Source organism: Methanothermococcus thermolithotrophicus DSM 2095, from assembly GCF_000376965.1.
GTDB lineage: Archaea > AGJL01 > Methanococci > Methanococcales > Methanococcaceae > Methanothermococcus > Methanothermococcus thermolithotrophicus.
This window is the reverse complement of record NZ_AQXV01000045.1, coordinates 20,717-44,091: the sequence shown is the minus strand read 5'-3', so window position 1 is coordinate 44,091 and position 23,375 is coordinate 20,717. Positions and strand designations below refer to the sequence as shown.

Here is a 23,375-nt window from a genome sequence, read left to right as displayed (position 1 = left end):
GTTAAAATAAGACCATAGTGGGATGGAAATAACGTAAAAATGTTTTTAGAGTGGTAAAACGGTGTTAAAATAAGACCATAGTGGGATGGAAATCAATCATTGAAGTTGATGCAGATACTATATCTGCGTTAAAATAAGACCATTGTGGGATGGAAATAGTAGCTCATCAGCTAGTAGTTTTACCTCTTTTTTACAGTTAAAATAAGACCATTGTGGGATGGAAATTGCAGCTATTGCTACAATCACTTGTGACATGTGCTTATGTTAAAATCAGACCATAGTGGGAGGAAATTATTTAGTTTTAACATATTTTAATAATGCCTTTTGAGCGTTAAAATCAGACCATCAAATTCGAAGGAATTTAAGTAGTAAAACGTTAGGTTTTATATACCTACTCAACGAAGTTGAGTAGGTATCTGGTTTTGGAATCCAAACCTTTTTCTAAAAGGTTTGGAAGTAAACCATAATATAAACTAAAATAAACACAAAAACATCAACATCAATAGCTTTTAAGGATTTGTATGCCTTTTCAACAGTTATTTTTCCAGTACCTAATCTATAATACCCTATTTTTTCCAGAGTCATATTCAAAGCATTTGCTATTGTGGCCATTGTGTATCCAGAGTTTGGAGACGGTGTTTTATGCCCTTCCTTTAAAAATCCAATAAATGCTTTTTTTGCACTTCCTCCATAAAGCGGTGCAGAGATAATTAAAAGAATTCCAGCAATACGGGATGGGATAAAATTCAATACATCGTCTAAACGAGCTGCGAATTTTCCATAGTAATAATACTTTTTATTTTTATATCCTATCATGGCGTCCATCGTATTCACAGCTCGGTATATAAACGCACCAGGGAGACCAAACAAAATAGCATAAAACAAAGGAGCTACGATACTATCGGTTATATTTTCAGATGCACTTTCAATTGATGCAGATAAAATATGCTCTTCGTCGAGCTCTGAAACATTTCTACTTACAATGCATTGAACAGATTTTCTCGCATTTTCTAAATCTCCATTATTTAAATAATCTATTGGCTTTTTTGAAAAATCCATCAATGATTTGTATCCTATCGTTGTAGATAGAATAAATGAATAGATAACATATTTTATAAAATAGTAATTATCAGGTATTTTGTTTATAAGCAGTTCAGCACAGTAAGATGCAATAAAAACAATAGCTAAAACGCTAAAAACAGTGAATATACCTAAAACAAAATCTTTAGTTTTAAACTCAGAATTAGTTGATTTAAATATTTTATTCTCAAAAAAATAAATTAAATTTCCCATCATTACAACAGGGTGTATTTTTTCAGGGAGCTCCCCCAATATCCTATCAAATACTATAGTTAATATTAATAAAATAGGATTTAACATGCTATCACAAATAAATTATTTAAATTTTTCCAAGTAAATTCAAGAATTTCTTAGTCTTTTCCTTCTTAATCTCGTTGTAACTTTCTAATTTTTTAATATCCACTTTTTCCTTTAAAATCGACTTAACGTTTTCAATAGGGGCCATATTTCTTAATACTTCTTCAATATCTTCCTTTTTAAATCCAAATCTTTCTACAGCATCCCAGTCATGGATTAAGTACAGGGCTACTCCACCAATATTTTTTAAAGGTATGTTGTACTTTGGGAGCTCCTTTTCAAATAAAAACTTCAAGTCAAGGACATTTTTTGCATCTATTCCTTCTATATTCATCCATTTTAAATGGGCTTTTGATGGAGTAACGAGTATTGAAGGAAACATATTTGAACGGGTTCTTTCATCAGGTGTTTTATGTAGATAGTAGTTAAATAAATCCAATGAGAGGTATTTTAAAGATATTTTTAAACATATATCTTCCGTTATATTTTTTTCAACGTCCAATGATATCCTAAGTTCTTCTATTGGTTTACCATTTTTATAAAGTCCTAATTTTTCCAGCTCTTCTCTGGCTTTTAATTCTTTTAGTTTCAACTCATCTAAGACCCTAACGTCAATAATTCCTCCTTCAAAATGTTCTCCGCCTAAACTCTCCATAATTTCCTTGTATTTACTGATTAACTTCCTCTGACTTTTGGATAATACTTTCCTTAACTTTTTTTCTATCTCAATTTCTATTTCTTCCCGGTAAGTAACTAAATAGGCTAACGCCAGTATTTTTTTTACATACTGGTCATTTAGAAGCTTGTTTTTTGAATAATTCCTCTTTATTGATGTGATTATCGCATCTTCGTAGTTTTCCCTTATGTATCTTTCATAGTCTTGTTCTTCTGTTTTTACCCTTTTGAACTTTCTTTTCCCATTTTCTACAACTATCAAAGAAAGAGTTGTTGAACTTATGACTCCCTTGCCTTCGGATTCAAAAATATTTAAAATTTTCTTGTATGTTTTTATAAAAAAGGATGGTAAATTAGTCAATGATTCCTTATAGGACCCATCGTAAGGTAGTAAATAAATTATTTCCTTGTTCCCAATCTCATCAAGTATATTTCCCAGTGCTATTTTATGGGCCACTATTGCATACCTTACCCTTTCAAGAGCTCCTTTCTTTTCATCTACAATTCTTCTCAAGTACGTGGTATAATTCATTATGTCGTATATATCGTCTTCATCACTACCTTTTAGTCTTCCAACACCTATAAACGGAGTATCAAAGCCTTTAAGTTCCATTTTTTCTTTAAAACATTCTAAAGTCTGTAAATTATCCTCTAATTTTGCAATCAAATCGTTATTTACACTACCATCTAACATAATTAATTCATCTTTAAATTTCGACAACCTGTCCAAAAATTCGTTACATTTTTTTATTAAAGTACTGCTCTCCATACTTCCACTAAAAAAGAATATTTGAAATAATCATTAATTAATTTTTCAATGGGATTTAATTTCGGTCTATGAATATACCCTGTTGAAGAATTGCATTTTCCGGATGTACATATTTGGGATATGAAATAAATCCCTTTAACTTTCCATTAATCATATCATTGAATAAGCTATGGACATTTTTATATTTTCTGGTTGTATAGGCACACACCTTGCAGTTCTTGATAAAATATTTATCGTTCTTTTTTATAAATTTATTCACTCTTTCTTTATCAAAAACCGGTGGGCCTTCATTGATTTTTACATTTGGAAGTTCATAAATTAAAAATTCCCATGATAAGTAACAGAAATCGTCATCTGCATAGTTGCAGTATCTCAAAAATTCAAAGTCGTTTTCTTTAAGAACTTTATTGATACTTTTTTGAAGTTTATCCATTTGTGGATATATGACATCATCAACTATATCCTTGTTTCTATTAATTTTCAATGTGATCAAAAGACCCTTCTCTCTATCATTGAGTATATCTCTTAACTTTCCGCGGTAATCGTAGAAAAAGTCTTTGGATGGGTTCTCCAGGAACTGATGTGAATAGAATATAAATTTACAGAGGTTTTCTTTACTCAATGCTGCTGCTACGTTCCTATTTAGATCCACAGGATCGTAAACTATGAGGGGATCATTAAACTTTTTAAATTTATAATCCTCATCCAAGTTGTAAATTTTAAATATATCTTCCAATATTATCTTCTGCCCTATCTTCCAGTCCTTGGCATTCTTTAAGAGGTTGATAAATCCATTGTAATGAATTATAAGGAGCTCGCAAAGGTATCCTGAAAAACCTTTGGTTTTTAAATCAGAACCATATATTCCAATTCCTTTTAAAAACTTTTTCAAGAGTCTTACGTCATCGCATAGGTTTCTTTTCTCAAGCCTTTCCTTTAAAAATTCATTGTGTAATGGTGTCCTATCCACGGCAGAAATTATTTTCTCATTCCAGTCAATCTTATAACACGGGACAATGTCAAGGGAGTATTTATCCACTTCTGCAGAGATATATGGATGTTCAGCATACTCTATCCAATGTTTTCCATTTAATTTTTCCACTACTTTTTTTCCGAGCTCTAGTCCAATTTCTTTTAGCTGTTCTTTTTCGGTATTTTTTTCAAATCTTATAAATATATCAATATCGTAATCGTTTTTTAAATTTGAATCCCTTGCTGTTGAACCTACCTGCACTATGTCAATTGCAGGATATTCTAATATCTTTTTCAGCTCTTCGATAACCTTGTTTGAAAACTCTCTTAGTTCAGTTTTTTCTTTGTTATCTGGACTTATATCTTTTAAAACTTCTTCAAGTATATGTTGAATTTGCTGATATTTTTGAATATCTTCGGTTTTTGAACGTGTCTGTAAATTTTGTCTGTGGCACATATCATAATATGGAGAATCCCCACCATCTTCTTTCAAATTATCCCTCCAAAAAAGAATATTGTGTAGTTCAATATGTAAAAATAGAAATATTCACAAAAGATATTTACACAGTATTTCTAATATTTCTTTTGTCTTTAGGTGAAACTGAGACTGTGCATTTATGGCTATTACTCTTTTTAGCCTTCTTTGGTTTAATATTCACGTACTTAAATGCATTCTCAGCTAGTCTTTTTGATAAATTCTCAGGAATATTTTCGTCAATCTTTGATAAATAATCTGCGATACATGCAGAAAGCAAAAAAATAGCAGCTCTTTGTTCGGTCTTTAACTTGTGAATGTGATGGGGCATTACATCTAACTCTTTATATATTTCTAAATATTCACATTTGTAGTCTTCAGGCACCATCTCCCTAAAGACATGGACAAAAAATTGATGTAATTCCATAAGTTGTTCTTTGTGCATTATGTCCCCTTTTACCCTTATTATTTGATTAAATTAAGTTAAAAGTTCATATTATATAAAATTTTATACAAACTACTAAATTGGAAAATTAATTATATTGACATTGTTTTTGTCCTTTGTTCTATCAACCTACAGTAGATATCGAAAACTTTTAATTTGTGTCGAACCTACATACCTTTGATATATGATTCAACATTACTACAGGATTCTTAAATAAACTACTAAAATATTAGTATACTATATAATTTCATTACATATATATGTCATTGAAACACAATATAAGTTTTACATTATTATAGGTGGTATTTTGATTTTATTTGCATTACCCAACAAAGGAAGAATCTCAGGACCAGTAAATGAAATTTTAGAAAAAGCAGGACTAAAAATAACTGTTCACGGAAGAAGCTTATTTGCCCAAACTGTTGACGATGAAATAAATGTAATGTTCGCAAGGGCGAAGGATATCCCAGAATTTGTTGCAGATGGTGTGGCAGATATTGGAGTTACAGGTTATGACTTAATTTTAGAAAGGGGCGTCGAAGACAGAATAGAACATGCACTTGATTTTAACTTTGGAAAAGCCAGGCTGGTACTGGCTGCTCCAGAAAATTCAGAAATCAATTCCATTAATGATCTAAAAGATGGAATGAAAATAGCAACAGAATTCCCTAATTTAACAAGGAAATACTTGATGAAGAAGGGACTTAATTTGGAAATAATCGAATTAAGTGGAGCTACTGAAATTGCTCCATTTATCGGTGTGGCAGACTTAATAAGTGATTTAACATCCACTGGAACCACACTTAAATTAAATAGGCTGAAAATAATCGAAGAAATAGTTTCATCCACAACAAGACTTATAGCAAATAAAGACAGTATGAATGATCCAAAAAAGAGAATGAAAATAAATCAAATAATCAATGGGATAAAGAGCGTTCTTTATGCAGAAACCAAAAGGCTAATTATGATGAATGCCCCAAAAGAAAAGGTAAATGAAATAAAACAGATTATCCCTGGAATGAGTGGTCCAACAATTTCAGAAGTTTTATCTAATGATAATATGGTTGCCATTCATGTAGTAATCGATGAAAATCAGGTATTCACAACAGTATCTAAGTTGGAGGAACTTGGAGCAAGAGATATTTTAGTACTACCCATTGAAAGGATACTTTAAAATCTTTTTATCGAAACATTGAAACAATTGAATCGAGAGTCGAACAATCCAGATTTTCAACTAAATCAAAGATTTGTCGAGTTTCGTAAAATTTGAAAATCAATATATTATATAATATGTTATATGATAATAATATAGCATATTATACTGTATTATACAATGGTATGTCGTTATACCTCATATACTCAATATTAGTATAATCTATTATATTTAAAGGTGAAATGATGAGTGAAGACGTATCTATGAAGTGCGGTCTTGAAATTCACGTCCAAGTTGATACAGACTCAAAATTATTTTGTAGATGTCCTACCAACTACAAGGATGTTGCCCCAAACACGAACATATGTCCAGTTTGTATTGGACATCCTGGAGCAAAACCAATGCCTCCAAACAAAAAAGCCATAGATACTGCAATAATGGTTGCAAGAATGTTAAACTGTGAGATAGTCCTGGACAAAGATATATACTTCCAAAGGAAGCACTATGCATATCCAGACTTACCAAGCGGATATCAAAAAACTTCAGTGCCCATTGGAGTAAATGGGAACTTTTTAGGTGTTGGAATTACAGAAGTTCACCTTGAAGAAGACCCTGGGCAGTACAAACCAGATTTAGGTATTGTAGATTACAACAGGAGCGGTACACCCCTTATAGAGATTGTTACAGAACCAGATATGAAAAATCCAGAAGAAGCCAGAGAATTCTTGAAACAGCTCATGAGATTGTTTAGATACATCGGCCGTTTAAGAGGAGAAGGTACAATGAGGGCCGATGTAAACATATCTGTCAATTACAAAGGAATTCAAGGGAATAGGGTTGAAGTAAAAAACGTAAACTCCATCAAGGGTGTTTATAAAGTATTAAAATATGAATTTATTAGACAGAAAAACGTCATTAGAAGGGGCGGAGAAATAAAAAGAGAAACAAGGGCATTTATGGAAAGCCAAATGATTACAAAAGGTATGAGAAGCAAGGAAACTGCAGACGATTATAGATATATCCCTGACCCAGACCTTCAGCCTATTGTAATCGATGAAAAGTGGGTAAAAGAAGTTGAATCTGAAATGCCTGAAACCCCAATGAACAAAGAAAAAAGATTCGTTGAGCAGTATGGGATAAAAGAAGGCGATGCAAAGGTTTTAGTTTCTGATTTAGAGTTGGCAGATGTATTTGAAAAAGTAGTTAATGAGTTAGGATGCGATAAGGAAAGTATAAATCTTGCGGTCATTTGGATAAGAAATGAGTTAAGAAGGGTTTTAGCATACAACAAAATAGACTTCTTTGAAAGTAATTTAAAGCCAGAACATTTAATAGAGCTCATCGAACTAATAAAGAACAAAACTATCAGCCAGAAAATAGGTAAAAAAGTCATAGAAATACTCGTAGATCACAGGGGAGAAAAAACTCCAAAACAAATAATTGAAGAACTTGGATTAACTGTAATCACCGATGACAGTGCACTTGAAAATGCCTGTGATGAAGCGATAAAGAACAATCCTAAAGCTGTTGAAGATTACTTAGGTGGAAATAAAGTAGCCTTAAACTTCCTGATGGGGCAAGTTATGAAACTAACTAGGGGAAGAGCTGAACCTAAAATGGTTGTAGAAATTCTTAAAAAGAAACTTGATAAATAAACAATAGATTCAAATAATTTTTTATTTTTATTTATTTTATTTTTTATTTAACTAAATTTTTACGGATAACTAATTTATACACTTTAACGGGGATTTTATGGAACTATTTAAATCAAAAGTCTGCTCATATTGCAAGGGTCGAAAACAGATTTGTGGGAGACCAAAATGTCCAATTTTAGAGAGATTCAGAATAGTTAAAAATACTAAAAGTATCCTCAACAAAAAAGAGATATTTGGAGCTTCTCCACCATCAATATTTGTTGGAGAATTCGGCTATCCTAAAGTTAGAATTGGTCCTATGGTACCACCAGTTGAGGGAAATACATCCCATTTAGACAATCCACTAAAATGGGAAAATGCAAGTATTGAAAATATTTTGGAGTATAGATCAATGTTAGTTATGGGACAGGCTACTGCAAATGTTAATGTAAATAAAAACTCCAGTTATTTAAGTGATATTCAGGAGCTCTCAATGGCAATAAAACCTGTGGACAGTGAAATTACTCTTAAACATAAACCATCATTAAATGTAGTTCCAAGCGAATTTGCCCCACCACTCGGGCCAAGAGGGGAGCTCTTAAAATTTAAAATTTCAGAGAATCCAAAAATACCTAATAAAAGTGAATATATAGTTAACGATGACTTTAAAGCCAGTGAAGCCGTTATTTCACTTTACAATGCAGGATTTGATGAATACTACATAATTAAATTACTTTCAGCAGGATTACTTGGATTAAACAAAAAACTGGTACCTACCAGATGGAGCATAACCGCAATTCAGGATATGCTTGGAAAAAATCTAAAAAAAGAAGTTTTAGGACGTCCATATATTAACAACTATGAACTTTATTTCTATGAATTCCTTGGAAATAGATATACCGTTCTTTTAATGCCTGATCAATATTCGTTTGAGTTACTGGAAGTATGGCTTAATGGATCATTATTTGGATCTAAAAATCCACGGGTTTTGGGTGATTTTGAAGACATTAAAGGAATAAAAGATTATGCCAAAGAAACTACGGGGGCGTTCTATGCTTCACGTTTAAGTGTACTTGAACACCTTAGGAAGAGAAAAAGACAGTCTAAAGTTTTGATATTCAGAGAAGTTACCCCAAAATACTATGCTCCAGTTGGAGTTTGGCAGATTAGGACGGGAGTTAAAAAAGCCTTAGAGAATCCTATAGGGAAATTTGATAATTTAAACAATGCATTAAATAATGTTAAAAAATTCTTAAGAGCTCCTTTAGAAGGTTATACATCAAAAAGTAAAATTTTAAAAAATAGAAAAAGACAGGCAATATTGGATGCATATCTCAACTAATAAAATCTTGGATTTTTATAATTTTAGTTCGCTTTGCTCCCTTCTATAACTCCTTCTTTTAATTCCTTTGCCTTTTCTTCAAGTTTTTTAACGGCTTCTTCTGAATCTCCATATTCTTCAATTATCCTTACATAGGCACTTCCTACAACAACACCGTCAGCACCGTTTTCAATGAATTTTTTAGCATGTTCTCCTTTTGATATTCCAAATCCAACATAAACGGGATTTTTACAGAGTTTTTTGGTCCTATTTAAGAAATCCAATGCAAGATCGGAAACATCGTCCCTAGCTCCAGTGGTCCCATAAACTGAAACCAAATATATAAACATAGAGCTCGCTTCATCAATCTTTTTAAGTCTATCCTCTGATGTATTTGGTGCAGCAAGGAACACTGTATCGATACCGTACTTTTTGCAGATATTAAGATATTCCTCTGAATCTTCAACAGGTAAATCAACAGCTATTAAACCGTTGCCACCAACTTCTTTTAATTTTTTTATAAAGTTTTCTACGCCCATACTGAATATAGGATTGTAGTATGTCATCACAACTACTGGAGTATCTGAATTTTTTCTAAACTCTTTTATAATGTCAAAAACTTTGGAAACTCTCATTCCACCATTTAATGCTCTAATATCTGCTTTTTGAATTGTTTCTCCATCTGCCATCGGGTCACTGAACGGAATACCGAGCTCTATTATATCGGAATATTTGCTCAAAGCGTTCATAAATTTTAATGTTGCCTCTGGATTTGGGTCTCCTGCAACTATAAAACTAACCAATTTTTTTTCCATACAATCACTCCCATGTTTATTTTATTTTTATTTTATTCGTATCCTAATTAAAATTTAATATACTTCATAACCGTGTGTAAGTCCTTATCTCCCCTTCCTGAAAGGTTTACTATTACAATTTCATCTTTATCCATTTCTTTTGCCACTTTCATACCATGGGCAACGGCGTGAGATGATTCAAGAGCAGGTATTATTCCTTCTGTTCTTGAAAGTTCTAAAAATGCATTTAATGCCTCTTCATCAGTTATTCCAGCATACTCCACTCTTCCGATATCTTTAAGGTATGCATGCTCAGGACCTACGCCAGGATAATCGAGTCCAGCAGAGACGCTGTATGTTGGTTTAATTTGTCCATCTTCATCCTGTAAGAAGTATGAGAACATACCGTGTAGTATTCCTTTTCTACCCCTAAGTAATGAAGCCGCATGTTTTTCAGTGTCAAGCCCTTCTCCAGCTGCTTCTACACCAATTAATTTAACTTCTTTATCGTTTTTAAATTCATTAAATATTCCTATAGAGTTACTGCCCCCACCTACGCAGGCAACAATACAGTCTGGAAGCCTTCCTTCTGCTTCAAGTATTTGCTGTTTTGCCTCTCTTCCTATAACTGACTGGAAATCCCTAACTATTGATGGATAAGGGTACGGTCCAACAACAGAACCTATTAAGTAGTGTGTGTCTTCAAATGTTTCTACCCAGTCTCTCAATGCTTCATTTATGGCATCCTTCAATGTTTTTGAACCAGATTCTACTGGATAGACCTCTGCACCGTGCAACTTCATTTTATAAACGTTTAACTTCTGTCTTTCAACATCTATTGCTCCCATGTAAATTCTTGCCTTCATTCCAAACAATGCCCCGACCATTGCAGTTGATAATCCATGCTCTCCTGCACCGGTCTCAGCTATTAATCGTGTTTTTCCCATTTTTTTTGCCAAAAGTGCCTGACCAAGACTGTTGTTTATTTTGTGAGCTCCACCGAGTAATAAATCCTCTCTTTTTAAATATATCTTAGCTCCACCAATCTTTTTTGTAAGATTTTCAGCAAAGTATAGTGGTGTTTCTCTTCCAGCATATTTTTTTAAGTAATAGTCGAGCTCTTCTTTAAACTCTGGATCATCTTTATATTCTTTATACGCCTTTTCCAATTCCTTTAATGATGGCATAAGTACCTCTGGGACATACTGCCCTCCGTATTCTCCAAATCTTAATTCCATTTTTTATCACCAAAATAATATTTTATATTTTATTGATGTTTAAATTTTTAACAAATGATTTTATTAAATCTTCATCTTTTTTATTATCTTTTTCAACACCACTTGATACATCGACACCAAATGGTTGAACGTATTCTGTGATTTCCATCACATTTTCAGGATTTAAACCGCCTGCCAGTACCACATTAAACTTTTCACAAACCATTTTACTTATTCTATGGTCGTGTGTGATACCGCAACCTTTACCTGTATCAAGTAAAACTCTATCAACGATATCGTTGTATTCTTCTATTTCATTTATCAAATCTTCAGCATCTTTTTCAGGAGCTGAGCTCATCTTAGGTACTTTAAATGCCTTCATTATAAAAACATCGTATTCGTCTTTTATTCTTTCAACATCGGTAGGTTTCATGTTTGAGTGAATTTGAATATATTTTGTCCCAGTTTCTTTTATCACATTTGCCCAGCCTTCAAAATCGCTTAATGTGGAAACTGTAAATACAGGGATTTTAGACGTTTCTATCAACTCTTTAGCCTTATCAAGGTCTATAGTTCTTTTAGATTCAGATTCCACAATTACCCCTGTGGCATCTGCATATTTTTCAACTATTTTTAGTTCATCATGTGATTTAATACCACATATTTTAATAAACATAATCTCACTATACTGTATTTTTGGATAAATTATTAAGTTCTGTTTTTGTATGGAATGTCATCCAAGACACTTTTTTATTTTCTATCAATTTTTTAACCATTCTTTCTCGTTTCGTCAAATTAGCAGAATTTCCACTTTTTACCTCGATAAATACGACTTCCTCAGGTTTTTCTTCTTCCAATCCTTTAAATGCAATGAAATCTATTGGAGAGCCTAAAAATCTTAAATCTTTTAGATTTATGTTATGGTTTTCAAATAGTAACAAAGGAGCTAATTGTTCTCCAACTTTTCCAAGGATTGTTGTAGATGACCTTTGTATAGCATCAGTTCTTATACACATTTCTGTTTTTCTTTTCCATTCCTCAAACTTTGTTTCATATTCCTTTTTTATATTTTCATAGATATTTTCCTTTAATTCTTGTAATTCTTTTTGTTTTCATTCATTAAACTTAGCTTCGTATTCATTGTGTGTTTTTTCAAGGTTCTCTTTTAACATCGATTCATACTTTGCTTTATACTCATTCGCTACACTCGTATTAATCTGTGTTTGGAGCTCAGTTAATTCTTTTTGTTTCCATTCATTAAACTTGTCTTCATATTCTTTGTGGAGTTTTTCAAGATTATTTTTTAACATTTCCTCATATTTTGCTTTGTATTCATTTTCTACACTAGTTTTTATTTGAGATTGAATCTCAATTAGTTCTTTCTGCTTCCAATTATTGAATTTGTCTTCATATTCTTTATGTAACTCCTCGATATTTTCTTTCATTAGGGATTCATACTTTGCCATATATTCATTTTCAACACTTGTTCGGATTTGTTTCTGGATTTCCGTCAGTTCCCCTTGCTTCCATTCGTTGAACTTATTTTCATATTCTTTATGTAGTTTTTCAAGATTTTCCTTAGTCATTGACTCATACTTTGCTTTATACTCGTTCTCTACACTTGTCTTTATTTGGGATTGAATATCAATTAGTTCCTTCTGTTTCCATTCTTCAATTTTTTCTTGATATTTTTCTTCTAATTTTCTAAATTTTTCTTCATATTCTGCCTTATATTCTAATTTTATATTTTTATATATTTGATTCTCATACTCTTTTAATTCTGTTTTTTTCCATTCATCCAATGTTTTAATCATCTTTGATGAATAGTATTTATGTAACATAATAATAACAATTACTGCCATTCCCAATGAACCAATAAGAAATATTGTAAGTATATCCAAAATACCACCAATTTATTATTTGTAATCCAATGCCCCATCTATAAAATTTTTAATAATCTTTAAACCCTCTTTATTTTCCCATTCAGTCAATACACTTTCGGGATGGAACTGAACCCCTTCAATAGGTCTTTTTTTATGCCTTATTCCCATGACAACTTCTTTATCTGTATCGATTGTTACGGCAGAAACTTCAAAATCCTCTGGAACTTCAAGGACTGCAAGAGAATGGTATCTTCCAACTTCCAATGGGTTTTTAATATCCTTAAATATGGTTTTTCCGTCATGTTTGATTAAACTTGATTTACCATGAACTGGTGGTATTCTATCGACTTTTCCCCCAAATATGTGAGCTATTATTTGATGACCTAAACAAACGCCCAATATTGGAACGTCCATGTTCATTATAATTTCAGGGCAGTTTTCAACATCCCTTTTATTATCTGGAGAACCAGGACCTGGTGAAATTATTATCCCATCAGGATTTATTTTTTTTACCTCTTCAAGGGTTATGGTGTTTGGAACAACCTTTATTTTATCATAAATGGATGCATATTCTGCCAAATTCCATACAAACGAATCCTTATTATCTATTATTAAAATCATCGTCTCACCAATTTACTTATCAATATCATGTTCCACCTCTAATGCACGCATCACAGCCGCCATTTTTCTTTCTGTTTCAATATATTCATTCTCTGGGACTGAATCGGCCACTATTCCTGCTCCTGCCCTTACCCTGCAAACTCTATCTTTGCCTATTTCTGTCATTCTTATGGCTATTGCAGTATCTGCATGATTGCTAAGTGAAAAGTATCCCACAGCTCCGCCATAGATTTTTCTTCGTGATTTTTCCAGTTCATCTATTATCTCCATGGCCCTATATTTCGGAGCTCCTGTTAAAGTCCCGGCTGGGAATGAAGCTTCTATCGCATCAAACATTGTGGCATTGTCCTTTAGTTCCCCTATAACTTCGCTTTCTATGTGCTGAACATGACTGTATCTCACAACTTCAAAGAATCTTTTAAGTTCAACGGTTCCTGATCTAGACACCTTTCTAACATCATTTCTCGCCAAATCAACGAGCATCATATGTTCTGCTCTTTCTTTTTCATCGTTTAGAAGTTTTTCCGCAAGTTCTCTATTTTCTTCTTCCGTTTTCCCAACAGTTGTGGTTCCTGCAATTGGATTTATTTTAAGGATATTGTCTTCAACAGAAGCCATAGTTTCAGGAGAAGCTCCTACTACATCCTTTTCAAATTCCAGTAAAAACATGTATGGACTTGGATTAAGTTCCCTAAGGTTTCTATATATCTTAAATGCTGAATAATCACTTTTTAACTGATATTCCCTTGATATAACTACCTGAAATGCATCCCCTGCGTAGATATAATCCTTGGTTTTTTCTACCATTTTCATAAAATCTTCTCTACCTGCATCGCATCCAACAATTTCTGTTCCGCCTTTTTCATCCATTATATTTGATTTTTTTGCCTTTTCAACAATCTTTTCAGCGTTATTCATTTCTTCCTTAGAGTTGTTAAGTGTCAGGTAGTAGTACCTGTTTAAAATATGGTCGTAAACGTAAACATGGTCGTAGTATCCAAATACAGAAGGTTCTTCAATATCTCCGCCGATATAGTTGTGTATTGTATCGTAGGAGAAGTATCCTAAGAAACCGCCGGTAAATCTTTCATTTACTTCAATATTGGTTATTTCATTAGTTTTAGTTTTATTATTTTCATCCCCTTTTATCTCTGATTCAAAAATGTACTTTAAGGCCTTAAATGGATTTTTTTCCTTTGAAACTGTGGTATTGTCTATTTTTGTATTATTTTTTACATTTACGACAAATTCCGGATTTGAAGATATGTAGGTATATCTCGCCTTTGAAGGATGTTTATCCCTTGACTCTAAAATAAACGGATATTCCCCTTCTTCTCTTAAAACGTTGTACAGTTTCAACGGATCAATATAGTCAAATTTTTGCCTAAATAATTTCATATTATCCCATTATCTTTTGTTCATTTGTAATTTTGAATCTCTGCAAGCTTATTTAATACTGTTCCATCGTCAATAGCATTCTTTACCATTTCAACGGCTTCTGAATAATCTGATGCTATTTCTGATGCATAGAGTGCTGCAGAAGCATTTAATACTATAAAATTCCTATCTTCGTTAATTTTTCCTGAAAACACATCAATTATTCTCTTTGCACTCTCTTCTGGACTTCCGCATGGTATTGGTTTTGATCTTTCTATTCCAAAATCCTCTGGAGATATTTTATAGGTGTTTAATGGTTTATTTCCTACAACTTCACATACTGTTGAGTAATCGTTTGGATTTAATTCATCAAGGCCGTTTCCATAAACCACAAGGGCCTTTTTAACTCCGAGTAATTTTAGCGATTCTGCAACTTTTTCAACTAAATCCAAAGAATTAACACCTACAATTTGATAATCAGGGCTTGCAGGATTGGCAAGGGGTCCAAGTATATTGAATATTGTTTTTATACCGAGCTCCTTTCTTACAGGCATTATCTTTTTTAGTGCAGGATGGTACTTTGGAGCAAATAGGAATACGAAGTTTGTTTTGTCGATCATTTGTTTAGCTTCCTCAGGTGTGGAATCAATTTTAATACCCAATGCTTCCAGAACATTTGCAGAACCACTTTTAGAAGTAATTGACACGTTTCCATGTTTTGCAACTTTTGTGAAGCAAGATAATACGATTGACACCGCAGTACTAACATTTATGGTCGAAGATTTATCCCCACCTGTTCCACATGTATCGGCTACACCACTACCTAAATTTACCTTAATGGCATTGTCCCTCATGGCTTTTGCAAAACCAGCAATTTCCTCAGATGTAAATCCTTTAGTTTGAAGTGCCGCAAGGTATGCCCCTATCCTAACCTCGCTTTCATTTAACAATTGATTAAATAAGTCATAAGCCTCTTCAAAAGTTAAATCATTTCTATCGACGATTTTACTTAGCATAATTTAGCCTCCACGAAACTTTTAACAAATTCCTCCATGTTGTCGGCTTTCATAAAACTTGTTCCAATAAGAGCTGCGTCTGCATATTTTAAAGCTATTTTTAGATCATTTATAGATGCAATACCACTTTCACTGACAAAAATAACATCCTTTGGAATTAAATCGGACAACTGTTCTGTAAGTGATACGGTTCCATCGTCAAGTTCCAGTTTGGTTATATCCCTGTTATTCACTCCCATCATTGTTGTATTTGTTTCCTTTGCTATATCGATTTCTTCCTTATTATGAACTTCAACTAACGTATCTAATCCATGTTCTAAGGCGTAATCAACAAATTCAGCTGTTTCGTCCTTTAAAAGTCTTGCTATTATTAATATGGCGCCGCCCTCAGCTTCTGCAGTTCTTTCAATTTCATCCTTTGTGGTTATAAAATCTTTTCTTAAAACAGGGAGCTCAGTTGATGCACATATTTTTTTGAACATTTCAAAGTTTCCGTTAAAGTATTTTTTATCGGTGATGTAGGATATTCCCGCAGCTCCTGCATTTTCGTATATTCTAAGAATATCTATTTCATCCCTTCCTTTAAGCATGTCACCATATTTTGGAGAATGGACCTTTATTTCTGCTATTATTGGATTTCTGTAATTATTTTTTGTGTTTATTATTGATTTCGCCATAGAATGCATAATATCACCATATAAAGTATATTTAATTATATAAATTATTAAATTTAAATTAGTGAGTGGATAAATATTGATTATAGATAGTATATCAGGTATAAAACATATTTTACTACTAAATATACATTTACCACTAATTAATTAAAAACACCATCCCCACTTTAGGATGGGAGCATATAAAAAAGCATGATTCTTTCGAATTATTTTATAAACATTTTTATTTGTATTCATTTTCCCACTTATTCTCATATTGGATAAAATCACTTCGTGAGCTCTGATTGAATGAAAATCCTTCGGATTTTCATAGCTCTTCCCGTTAAGGGTTTTAAAAACCGTTAGGTTTTTATAACGTTCGCTTCGCTCACTCCGATTAGACGAAATGCTTCGCATTTCGTTGCTCTTCGTTCGCTTCGCTCACTCCGATTAGACGAAATGCTTCGCATTTCGTTGCTCTTCGTTCGCTTCGCTCACTCCGATAGTGAATAATAACATCTTTTAGGTGATATTACTTTCCCTTCTTCTTTCAATTTTTTAATAATTTTTGATACTTCTTTACTTTCTAAACCTGTCTCTTTTGCAACATCCCCTGGTCTAACAGGTTTTCCTGCTTTTCTCATAGCATCTATGACTTTTTGTTCGTTTTCCATTTTTTCTACCAATATATTTATTTTTATTAAATTTTCATCAATATTGTTCTTTTATTTTTTATCCCTATTCCATTATTTAAATTTTTTCTCCATCCCATATATGTCGTTCTGCGATGAGATGTTATAAATTATACCTTAATCTAGATTTAGAATTTGTTAACAATGTAATTAATTTAATCGGAGCGAAGCGGAGAGCTGCAAAACCTTCGGTTTTATTTAAATTTAAATTTTTTAAATATTATATAATTGCAGAACGATTATATTCAACAACATATTTTCCTTATAAAAATTAGAAAATATATGTGCTATTTTAAAGAAGTTTCGTAAATCACATCATTAACTACGTATAACGGAGCTCCTTAACCTTCCATTTTTCAACAATTAATTTTATTTGATTTTAATCTGCCTAGTGTTAGTTTTATATTATTCGCCAATCTTTCATTGATATAAGAATTATCATCATATGCATCTAACAAATATAATGCCTGATTTAGATACTCCATTCCTTTATTGTCATTATATCCGGAGTTTACCAAACACCTACCTTTTTTATATTTGGCATCTGCCTTTGATACTATGATATTATCCAGCTTTATTTCAGTAATCCACATTGTAATCCACATTACAATAACTCCTATAAATGCCCCTAAGAAAAGGTTCAAATTTAGTTCATGATAATGACGGAACATACCCAATACCAAGTCAATTATTAGTGATATTACAATGACAGCTACAATCGTAGTGACAATTAGGGCACTTCTTGCGGTCGGACCAGCGATTTTTTCCACGGTACTGAGCGTATAACCTAACATAACACCTAATGCAAGATATACCGGCACTTCATTTGTAAATAAAAGCCTAGTTATATCCCAAACTGCCAGTGCAGTGCCTAATATAATCCCTGCTATGGACCCATATGTTATCCTATATATAGAATTCTCGAAGAGTCCTTCACCCTTTAGACTCAATCCTCTTTTAAAAAGAACATACGCCATAACCAAGTACACAATGCTTAGAATACCTATTTGGAATAGTTCGATGGTCAAATCCGCCCAATTCATGGTACCTCCTATCATATTTAGTACCATAGCCCCATTGAAGTCATTGTATATAATAGTATATCATTCAAATTATTCATATCCCTTATAAACAACACCATTAACCACAGTACAAACCGGAGCTCCTTTAACTTTCCAGTTTTCAAATGGTGTGAATTTTGCCTTTGATTTGAAATCTTCCCCTTTTATAGTCATTTCTTTTTTCAAATCAATAACTGTTAAATTTGCATAGTTTCCTTCCCTAATTTCATTGTCGATATTAAAAATTTTTGCAGGATTTTCTGATAAAACCTCCGCAGCATCAAAAATCGATATTAATCCCTTATTTACCAAATTTAATGTTAAAGGAACAAGGGTTTCAATTCCTGGAATTCCAGATGGGCAGTTTTTTACTTCTTCCCTGTTTTTTTCTTCATAAGTATGTGGAGCATGGTCTGTTGCTATGATATCAACGTTTTTATTAACTATTCCAGATATTAGGGCTTTATTATCTTCCTTTGTCCTTAATGGCGGATTGAATTTTCCCATTCCTTTTAGCTCTTCGGCCCTATCTATATTTAAATATATATGGTGCGGTGTGGCTTCAACCGTGATTTTAACATTCTTAAATCTATTTCTTGCTTCAGTGATCAAATTTAGTCCCTCTTTTGTGGATATGTGACAAAAATGAATATGTGGCTTTTTATCGTTTAACTTATCAATTACTTCCAAATTCTTTAAAACCTCTTTTACTGCCTCAACTTCACTTCTTTTATCCCTTATTTTACAGTGATTGATCCAGCTATTTAACTCGTATTTTTTTGAATTTTCGTTTATTACGTCCCTATGCTCTGCATGAATTGTAAACGTTTTATTCTGGTTCAAAATGTCTTTTAGTTTATTATAATCGTTTATAAACAGATCCCCAACAGATTTAACCATGAAAATTTTATAGGATTTTGCCTCTTTTATGGTTTCCAAATAGTTACTTTCAGTTACCCCATAGTTAAATTCGATATTTATTTTGCTCTTTTCCTTCCCTTCGTTGTATTTTTTATAAAATGTTTCCTTTGTGGTTATTGGAGGATTGTTATTTGGCATGTCGATAACAAAAGGAACTCCTCCGTTTATTGCAGCCTCACTTCCTGAAATGAAGTCTTCCTTCTCATCCTGCCCATATCTAAAATGAACATGGGGATCGATAACCCCTCCGATAACTATTTTGTTTTTTAAGTCGATTTTTTCATCATCATAATCAATATTTTTTCCGATTTTCTTAATAATCCCATCTTCAATTAAAATATCTGCTTCGATTGTATTGCCATTTTTTATTATATTACAGTTTTTTAGAAGCATTTTTCCACGCCCTTTCTTTATCGGTTATAGAAAATACATAAAAATCTTTATTTATAAGTTTTCACCAAAATGAGTTAATAAAAATAATTTTAAAATAATATATATTCTATTTATTTTATTTAGTTAAACAAAATTAAAAAAGAAAAAGTTATTGACACATATTGTTTTTAATATAACTTTACTTATGGGCAAAGTAGCAAACTACTTCATCGCCTTTCTTTTCATCCACTCTTACAAATCCAAATCTTTCAAATTGGACAATATCGTCAACATCTACCACTTTAAAGTCCTTTTCTGCAAATCCAACGTGCTCATTTGCATCTGTATCTATGACTTTAACGTTTACTGCATCTTTTACAGGAATCCAGTGGATGATTTTTGCCTTGTTCTGTCTTGCAATTTTAAAATCATCGCTGTGGTATTTTGCATAAATTGTATTGTCCTCTATCTTTTCAACAACGATATTAAACAATTCCATCAATCTATACATTTTTCCGAGCTCCAAATCATCTGAGACATAAATATTTCCGTCAAATATTAACTCCCTTTCTCCAAACTCTGATCTATCTGGATGCATTCTTAAATTTAAAACAGTTTTTTCAGCACCTTCTATAATAACCTTTTTTGGATTCCAGACAAAGAAGAATCTCCTTGTATCTTTATCTATTATATCCTTATTTGCCGCATAGAGATTTTCCCATGAGAATCTAACATCTGCCTGTTTTATTCCTATTTCGGTCATTAGTTTATATATTGCTTCTGATTTTATTCCCCTTCTCTTTAAGGCCCTTAGAGTTCCTAATCTTGGATCATCCCATCCTTTATAGGTTCCTTCTTCAATACCTGCATGCATTTTTGAAGTGCTTAAAACCGGCCCTTCAATCTTTAAAATACCGTAGTGGATATATTCGGGCATTTCCCATCCAAAGTAATCAAAAATGTACTTCTGCTTTTCTGTATTTACTATGTGATCTTTTCCCCTTAAAACATGAGTCATTCCAAGTAAATGATCATCTACAGATACAGATAGGTTCATTAATGGATAAACACAGTATTTGTCCCCAGTTTTTGGATGTGGCGTTCTTTCAATTCTAAATATTGGGAAATCCCTTATAGACGGGTTTTTGTGCTGTATGTCAGTTTTTAACCTAACTGCAACATTTTCAAGTTCTCTATTTAACATTTTTTCCCAGAGCTCTAAATTTTCTTCCACCGCCCTATCTCTACAGTTGCATGCTATTCCCTTACTTCTCAATTCTCTAAATTCCTCAGGATCACACTCACAAACATAAGCATGTCCCATTTCAATTAACTTCCTACCATATTCATAGTAAATTTCCATTCTTTCAGATTGAACAACAACTTCATCTATTTTAACTCCAAGCCATTCTAAATCTTCTTTTATCATGTCATAGGCTTCTGGAAGTACTCTTTTTGGGTCCGTATCTTCGAGCCTTAGAACTAATTTTCCATCGTATTTTTTTGAGAAATAATCGTTTAATACCGCAGCTCTTGCATGCCCTAAATGCAAAGGTCCAGAAGGATTTGGAGCAAACCTCATTACAACTTTACCTTTAACGTTTTTCAATTCAAGTTCCCTCTTTTTTCTTTCGGTCTTTTCTTCATGTAGTAGTTCTGGAGCGATTTCTTCTAATTTTTTAATTTGCTGGTCTAATGGGATACTTTCCACTTCCTTGGCTATTTCCCCAGCTAGTTTAAATAATTCTTTTGCATTTTTTCTATAATCTGGATTTTCAGCAAGTATTTTTCCAACAACTGCTTTAGGATTTGGTTTTCCATTATACTTCACTGAATTTTGAAGAAGATATTTCATAACTACGTCTCTCAATGTTTCACCCTATGTAACTTGATGATAAAATACCACTATCATGTAAATGCGTTTTTACACACTCCACTTTTACATTTTGGAGATTATCGTAATTAGACAAAAAGTTTATTCTTGTTTATATTTATCACCTATTTCATAGTTTTTATTGAAATAGGTATTGTCTATTTTCACAGAATATGTTGATTACAATAGATTTATTCTGCAATATGAGTTACCATATTTTGATATTAGATTTTCTAATCCATATATTTTTATTAGAATACATAAAAAGAAAATTATTTAAAAAATAAAATTACAAATAACCAAAAACATAACTATACATCTCATTAAAAAATCTAATATGGTGGTAGGATGAGTACCGAAATTTTAAATAAACTTGCAGAATCTGTTGTAAATTTAGATGAAAATGGGGCCTTAAATGCCGCAAATGATGCATTAAAAGCCGAAATTCCTGCACAGGTGGCTATAATGGATGGATTGTGTGAAGGTATGAAGTTGGTGGGGGATAAATATGAAAAAAAAGAGTACTTCGTTCCAGAGGTATTAATGGCCTCAAATGCCATGAATAAAGCCCTAGATGTCTTGAAACCACATGTAAAAGTAGATGAAGACAATATTCCTGCTAAGATTGTAATAGGGGTAATTCAAGGAGATATTCATGAAATAGGAAAGAATATTGTGGCAATGATGACAGAAGCGGGGGGTTTTGAAGTTCATGATTTGGGTAGAAATGTACCGTGTGAAAAATTCGTAGATTATGCCATAGAAAATAACGCAGATATAATCATGATGTCCACAATGATGACAACCACGATGTACAATATGAAGAAAGTTATTGATATTCTGGAAGAAAAAGGTGCTAGGGATAAATTTATAGTAATGATAGGTGGAGGTCCGGTATCTTCTGCTTTTGCAAAAGAAATAGGTGCAGATGCATATACTGAAAACGCTAACGAAGCGTTAAAAGTTGCCAAAGAGCTCTATAAAAAACGAAATAATGAACAATAATAGGTGAAAAAATGACTCCAAAAGAAAGACTTTTAGGGGCGATTACTGGAAGTGGTATTGATAGAGTACCTGCAGTCCCACTTATTGGAAACTTTGCTGGAAGAATGGCAGGACATACAGTAAGTGAAATTGCAAGAGATGGAACTAAATTGGCTAAATCCATAGAATATACATACAATATGATTAAACCAGATTTGGTAACAATATTAACGGATTTGAGTATAGAAGCTGAGGCTATGGGGTGTGAATTGGAGTTTTTTGATGACGATGTCCCTGTAGTCAAAAAACATATATCCCCTGATGAAATATCCATTCCAGATCCTGAAAAAGACGGAAGAATGCCTGAATTTTTAAAATGTATTGAGCATCTTGTGGAAAAAATTGGAAATGAAGTATTTATTGGAATGTGTGTCCCAGGACCATTTACAATAACGGGAAATGTTCACGGAGCAGAAAGTATGATGATGGATTTGGTAATGAATCCAGATGTTGTTAAAGAGGAAATAAAACTGGCAACAGAAACCTCAAAATTATTTATAAATGCATGCATGGATAGGGGAGCGATACCTTTAATTTGTGATCCAATAGCATCTGGTTCATTAATAAGCCCGAAATTTTATGAGGAGTTTGCATTAAATCCATGCAAAGAGATTGTAGATGAAATACACAAACGTGGATTACCTGCAGTATTGCATATTTGTGGGGACTCAAACCCAATACATGAGCTTATGGCTGAAACCGGGGCGGATTTTTTAAGTGTTGATGCCAACGTCAATTTAAAAGAAATGAAAGAGAAAGTAGGTAAAAAAGTAGGCATAATTGGAAATATAGATCCTGGAAGCACCATATACCTTGGAAGTAAAGAAGATGTTGTTAATGAATGTAAAAAGGCAATAGAATACGCATCAGATAATCCAAAAGGGTTTATTCTTGCATCAGGTTGTGAAATACCATTAGAATCTAAGAAAGAAAACGTAAAAGCAATAGTTGAAGCATCAGAAGCTTATGGAAAAATCCAGTAAAAATCCGATGAATAAAGACATTATTTAACAACACCAATATATTAACC

General features: G+C 32.6%; 21 protein-coding genes, 1 pseudogene and 1 CRISPR repeat array. Of the genes and pseudogenes, 5 read left to right on the top strand and 17 right to left on the bottom strand.

From position 1 onward, the window contains the following. Positions 1-293: direct repeats of the CRISPR family, unit length 30 nt; unit sequence GTTAAAATAAGACCATAGTGGGATGGAAAT. 148 nt (positions 294-441) lie between these two features. From cbiB to F555_RS0104190, 4 genes are all read right to left on the bottom strand, one after another. Further along, a complete protein-coding gene (gene cbiB, locus F555_RS0104205; RefSeq protein ID WP_018153969.1) occupies positions 442-1,380 on the bottom strand; it encodes an adenosylcobinamide-phosphate synthase CbiB in 939 nt (312 codons plus the stop codon). Between the two features lie 19 nt (positions 1,381-1,399). Continuing rightward, positions 1,400-2,821 (bottom strand): DUF530 family protein, encoded by a 1,422-nt coding sequence (locus F555_RS0104200; protein ID WP_018153968.1) that lies wholly within the window; start codon positions 2,819-2,821, stop codon positions 1,400-1,402. Between the two features lie 55 nt (positions 2,822-2,876). After that, positions 2,877-4,286: a CCA tRNA nucleotidyltransferase gene (gene cca / locus F555_RS0104195; protein WP_018153967.1), complete on the bottom strand. Its 1,410-nt coding sequence runs from the start codon at positions 4,284-4,286 to the stop codon at positions 2,877-2,879. Between the two features lie 67 nt (positions 4,287-4,353). Then, positions 4,354-4,713, bottom strand: a complete 360-nt coding sequence (locus F555_RS0104190) for a UPF0058 family protein (RefSeq protein ID WP_018153966.1) — start codon at positions 4,711-4,713, stop codon at positions 4,354-4,356. A gap of 307 nt (positions 4,714-5,020) precedes the next feature. Between F555_RS0104190 and hisG the strand changes: the two genes are divergently transcribed. The 3 genes from hisG to F555_RS0104175 all read left to right on the top strand — a co-directional run bounded on the left by hisG (position 5,021) and on the right by F555_RS0104175 (position 8,842). Next, entirely contained in the window at positions 5,021-5,887 is an 867-nt protein-coding gene (gene hisG, locus F555_RS0104185) for an ATP phosphoribosyltransferase (protein ID WP_018153965.1), read from the top strand. Between the two features lie 224 nt (positions 5,888-6,111). Further along, positions 6,112-7,521 carry an Asp-tRNA(Asn)/Glu-tRNA(Gln) amidotransferase subunit GatB gene (gene gatB / locus F555_RS0104180; RefSeq protein WP_018153964.1) on the top strand — a complete coding sequence of 470 codons (1,410 nt, stop codon included), beginning with the start codon at positions 6,112-6,114 and terminating at the stop codon, positions 7,519-7,521. A gap of 97 nt (positions 7,522-7,618) precedes the next feature. Beyond that, positions 7,619-8,842, top strand: a complete 1,224-nt coding sequence (locus F555_RS0104175) for an Nre family DNA repair protein (RefSeq protein WP_018153963.1) — start codon at positions 7,619-7,621, stop codon at positions 8,840-8,842. A gap of 23 nt (positions 8,843-8,865) precedes the next feature. Here F555_RS0104175 and trpA read toward each other — a convergent pair whose 3' ends face one another. From trpA to F555_RS0104115, 13 genes and pseudogenes are all read right to left on the bottom strand, one after another. Next, on the bottom strand, positions 8,866-9,636 hold the full coding sequence (trpA, locus tag F555_RS0104170; protein WP_018153962.1) for a tryptophan synthase subunit alpha: 771 nt from the start codon (positions 9,634-9,636) through the stop codon (positions 8,866-8,868). Positions 9,637-9,683: 47 nt separating this feature from the next. Next, on the bottom strand, positions 9,684-10,853 hold the full coding sequence (trpB, locus tag F555_RS0104165) for a tryptophan synthase subunit beta (protein ID WP_018153961.1): 1,170 nt from the start codon (positions 10,851-10,853) through the stop codon (positions 9,684-9,686). 22 nt (positions 10,854-10,875) lie between these two features. Further along, a complete protein-coding gene (locus tag F555_RS0104160; RefSeq protein ID WP_018153960.1) occupies positions 10,876-11,508 on the bottom strand; it encodes a phosphoribosylanthranilate isomerase in 633 nt (210 codons plus the stop codon). Positions 11,509-11,515: 7 nt separating this feature from the next. After that, positions 11,516-11,929: pseudogene (locus tag F555_RS09215) on the bottom strand (Holliday junction resolvase-like protein); the annotation flags it as partial. Positions 11,930-11,944: 15 nt separating this feature from the next. Beyond that, positions 11,945-12,733, bottom strand: coding sequence for a hypothetical protein (locus F555_RS09210; protein ID WP_018153958.1), 789 nt, complete (start codon positions 12,731-12,733; stop codon positions 11,945-11,947). A 15-nt stretch (positions 12,734-12,748) separates the two neighbouring features. After that, positions 12,749-13,336: an aminodeoxychorismate/anthranilate synthase component II gene (locus tag F555_RS0104150; RefSeq protein WP_018153957.1), complete on the bottom strand. Its 588-nt coding sequence runs from the start codon at positions 13,334-13,336 to the stop codon at positions 12,749-12,751. Between the two features lie 12 nt (positions 13,337-13,348). After that, positions 13,349-14,734: an anthranilate synthase component I gene (locus F555_RS0104145; RefSeq protein ID WP_018153956.1), complete on the bottom strand. Its 1,386-nt coding sequence runs from the start codon at positions 14,732-14,734 to the stop codon at positions 13,349-13,351. Positions 14,735-14,754: 20 nt separating this feature from the next. Beyond that, positions 14,755-15,729, bottom strand: coding sequence for an anthranilate phosphoribosyltransferase (trpD, locus tag F555_RS0104140; RefSeq protein ID WP_018153955.1), 975 nt, complete (start codon positions 15,727-15,729; stop codon positions 14,755-14,757). Beyond that, on the bottom strand, positions 15,723-16,415 hold the full coding sequence (gene trpC / locus F555_RS0104135) for an indole-3-glycerol phosphate synthase TrpC (RefSeq protein ID WP_018153954.1): 693 nt from the start codon (positions 16,413-16,415) through the stop codon (positions 15,723-15,725). Before trpC ends, trpD begins: the two co-directional genes overlap by 7 nt. Positions 16,416-16,876: 461 nt before the next feature. Then, a complete protein-coding gene (locus tag F555_RS0104130; protein WP_018153953.1) occupies positions 16,877-17,056 on the bottom strand; it encodes a helix-turn-helix domain-containing protein in 180 nt (59 codons plus the stop codon). 374 nt (positions 17,057-17,430) lie between these two features. Further along, a complete protein-coding gene (locus F555_RS0104125) occupies positions 17,431-18,117 on the bottom strand; it encodes a hypothetical protein (protein ID WP_018153952.1) in 687 nt (228 codons plus the stop codon). A gap of 69 nt (positions 18,118-18,186) precedes the next feature. After that, entirely contained in the window at positions 18,187-19,449 is a 1,263-nt protein-coding gene (gene pyrC / locus F555_RS0104120; protein ID WP_018153951.1) for a dihydroorotase, read from the bottom strand. Positions 19,450-19,627: 178 nt separating this feature from the next. Further along, positions 19,628-21,298 (bottom strand): glutamate--tRNA ligase, encoded by a 1,671-nt coding sequence (locus F555_RS0104115; protein ID WP_018153950.1) that lies wholly within the window; start codon positions 21,296-21,298, stop codon positions 19,628-19,630. 351 nt (positions 21,299-21,649) lie between these two features. On the opposite strand from F555_RS0104115, the gene F555_RS0104110 reads away from it, so the two are divergent. Together F555_RS0104110 and F555_RS0104105 are read left to right on the top strand one after the other, a co-directional pair. After that, positions 21,650-22,306: a corrinoid protein gene (locus F555_RS0104110; protein ID WP_018153949.1), complete on the top strand. Its 657-nt coding sequence runs from the start codon at positions 21,650-21,652 to the stop codon at positions 22,304-22,306. Between the two features lie 11 nt (positions 22,307-22,317). Next, positions 22,318-23,328: a uroporphyrinogen decarboxylase family protein gene (locus F555_RS0104105; RefSeq protein WP_018153948.1), complete on the top strand. Its 1,011-nt coding sequence runs from the start codon at positions 22,318-22,320 to the stop codon at positions 23,326-23,328. Positions 23,329-23,375 lie beyond the last annotated feature (47 nt).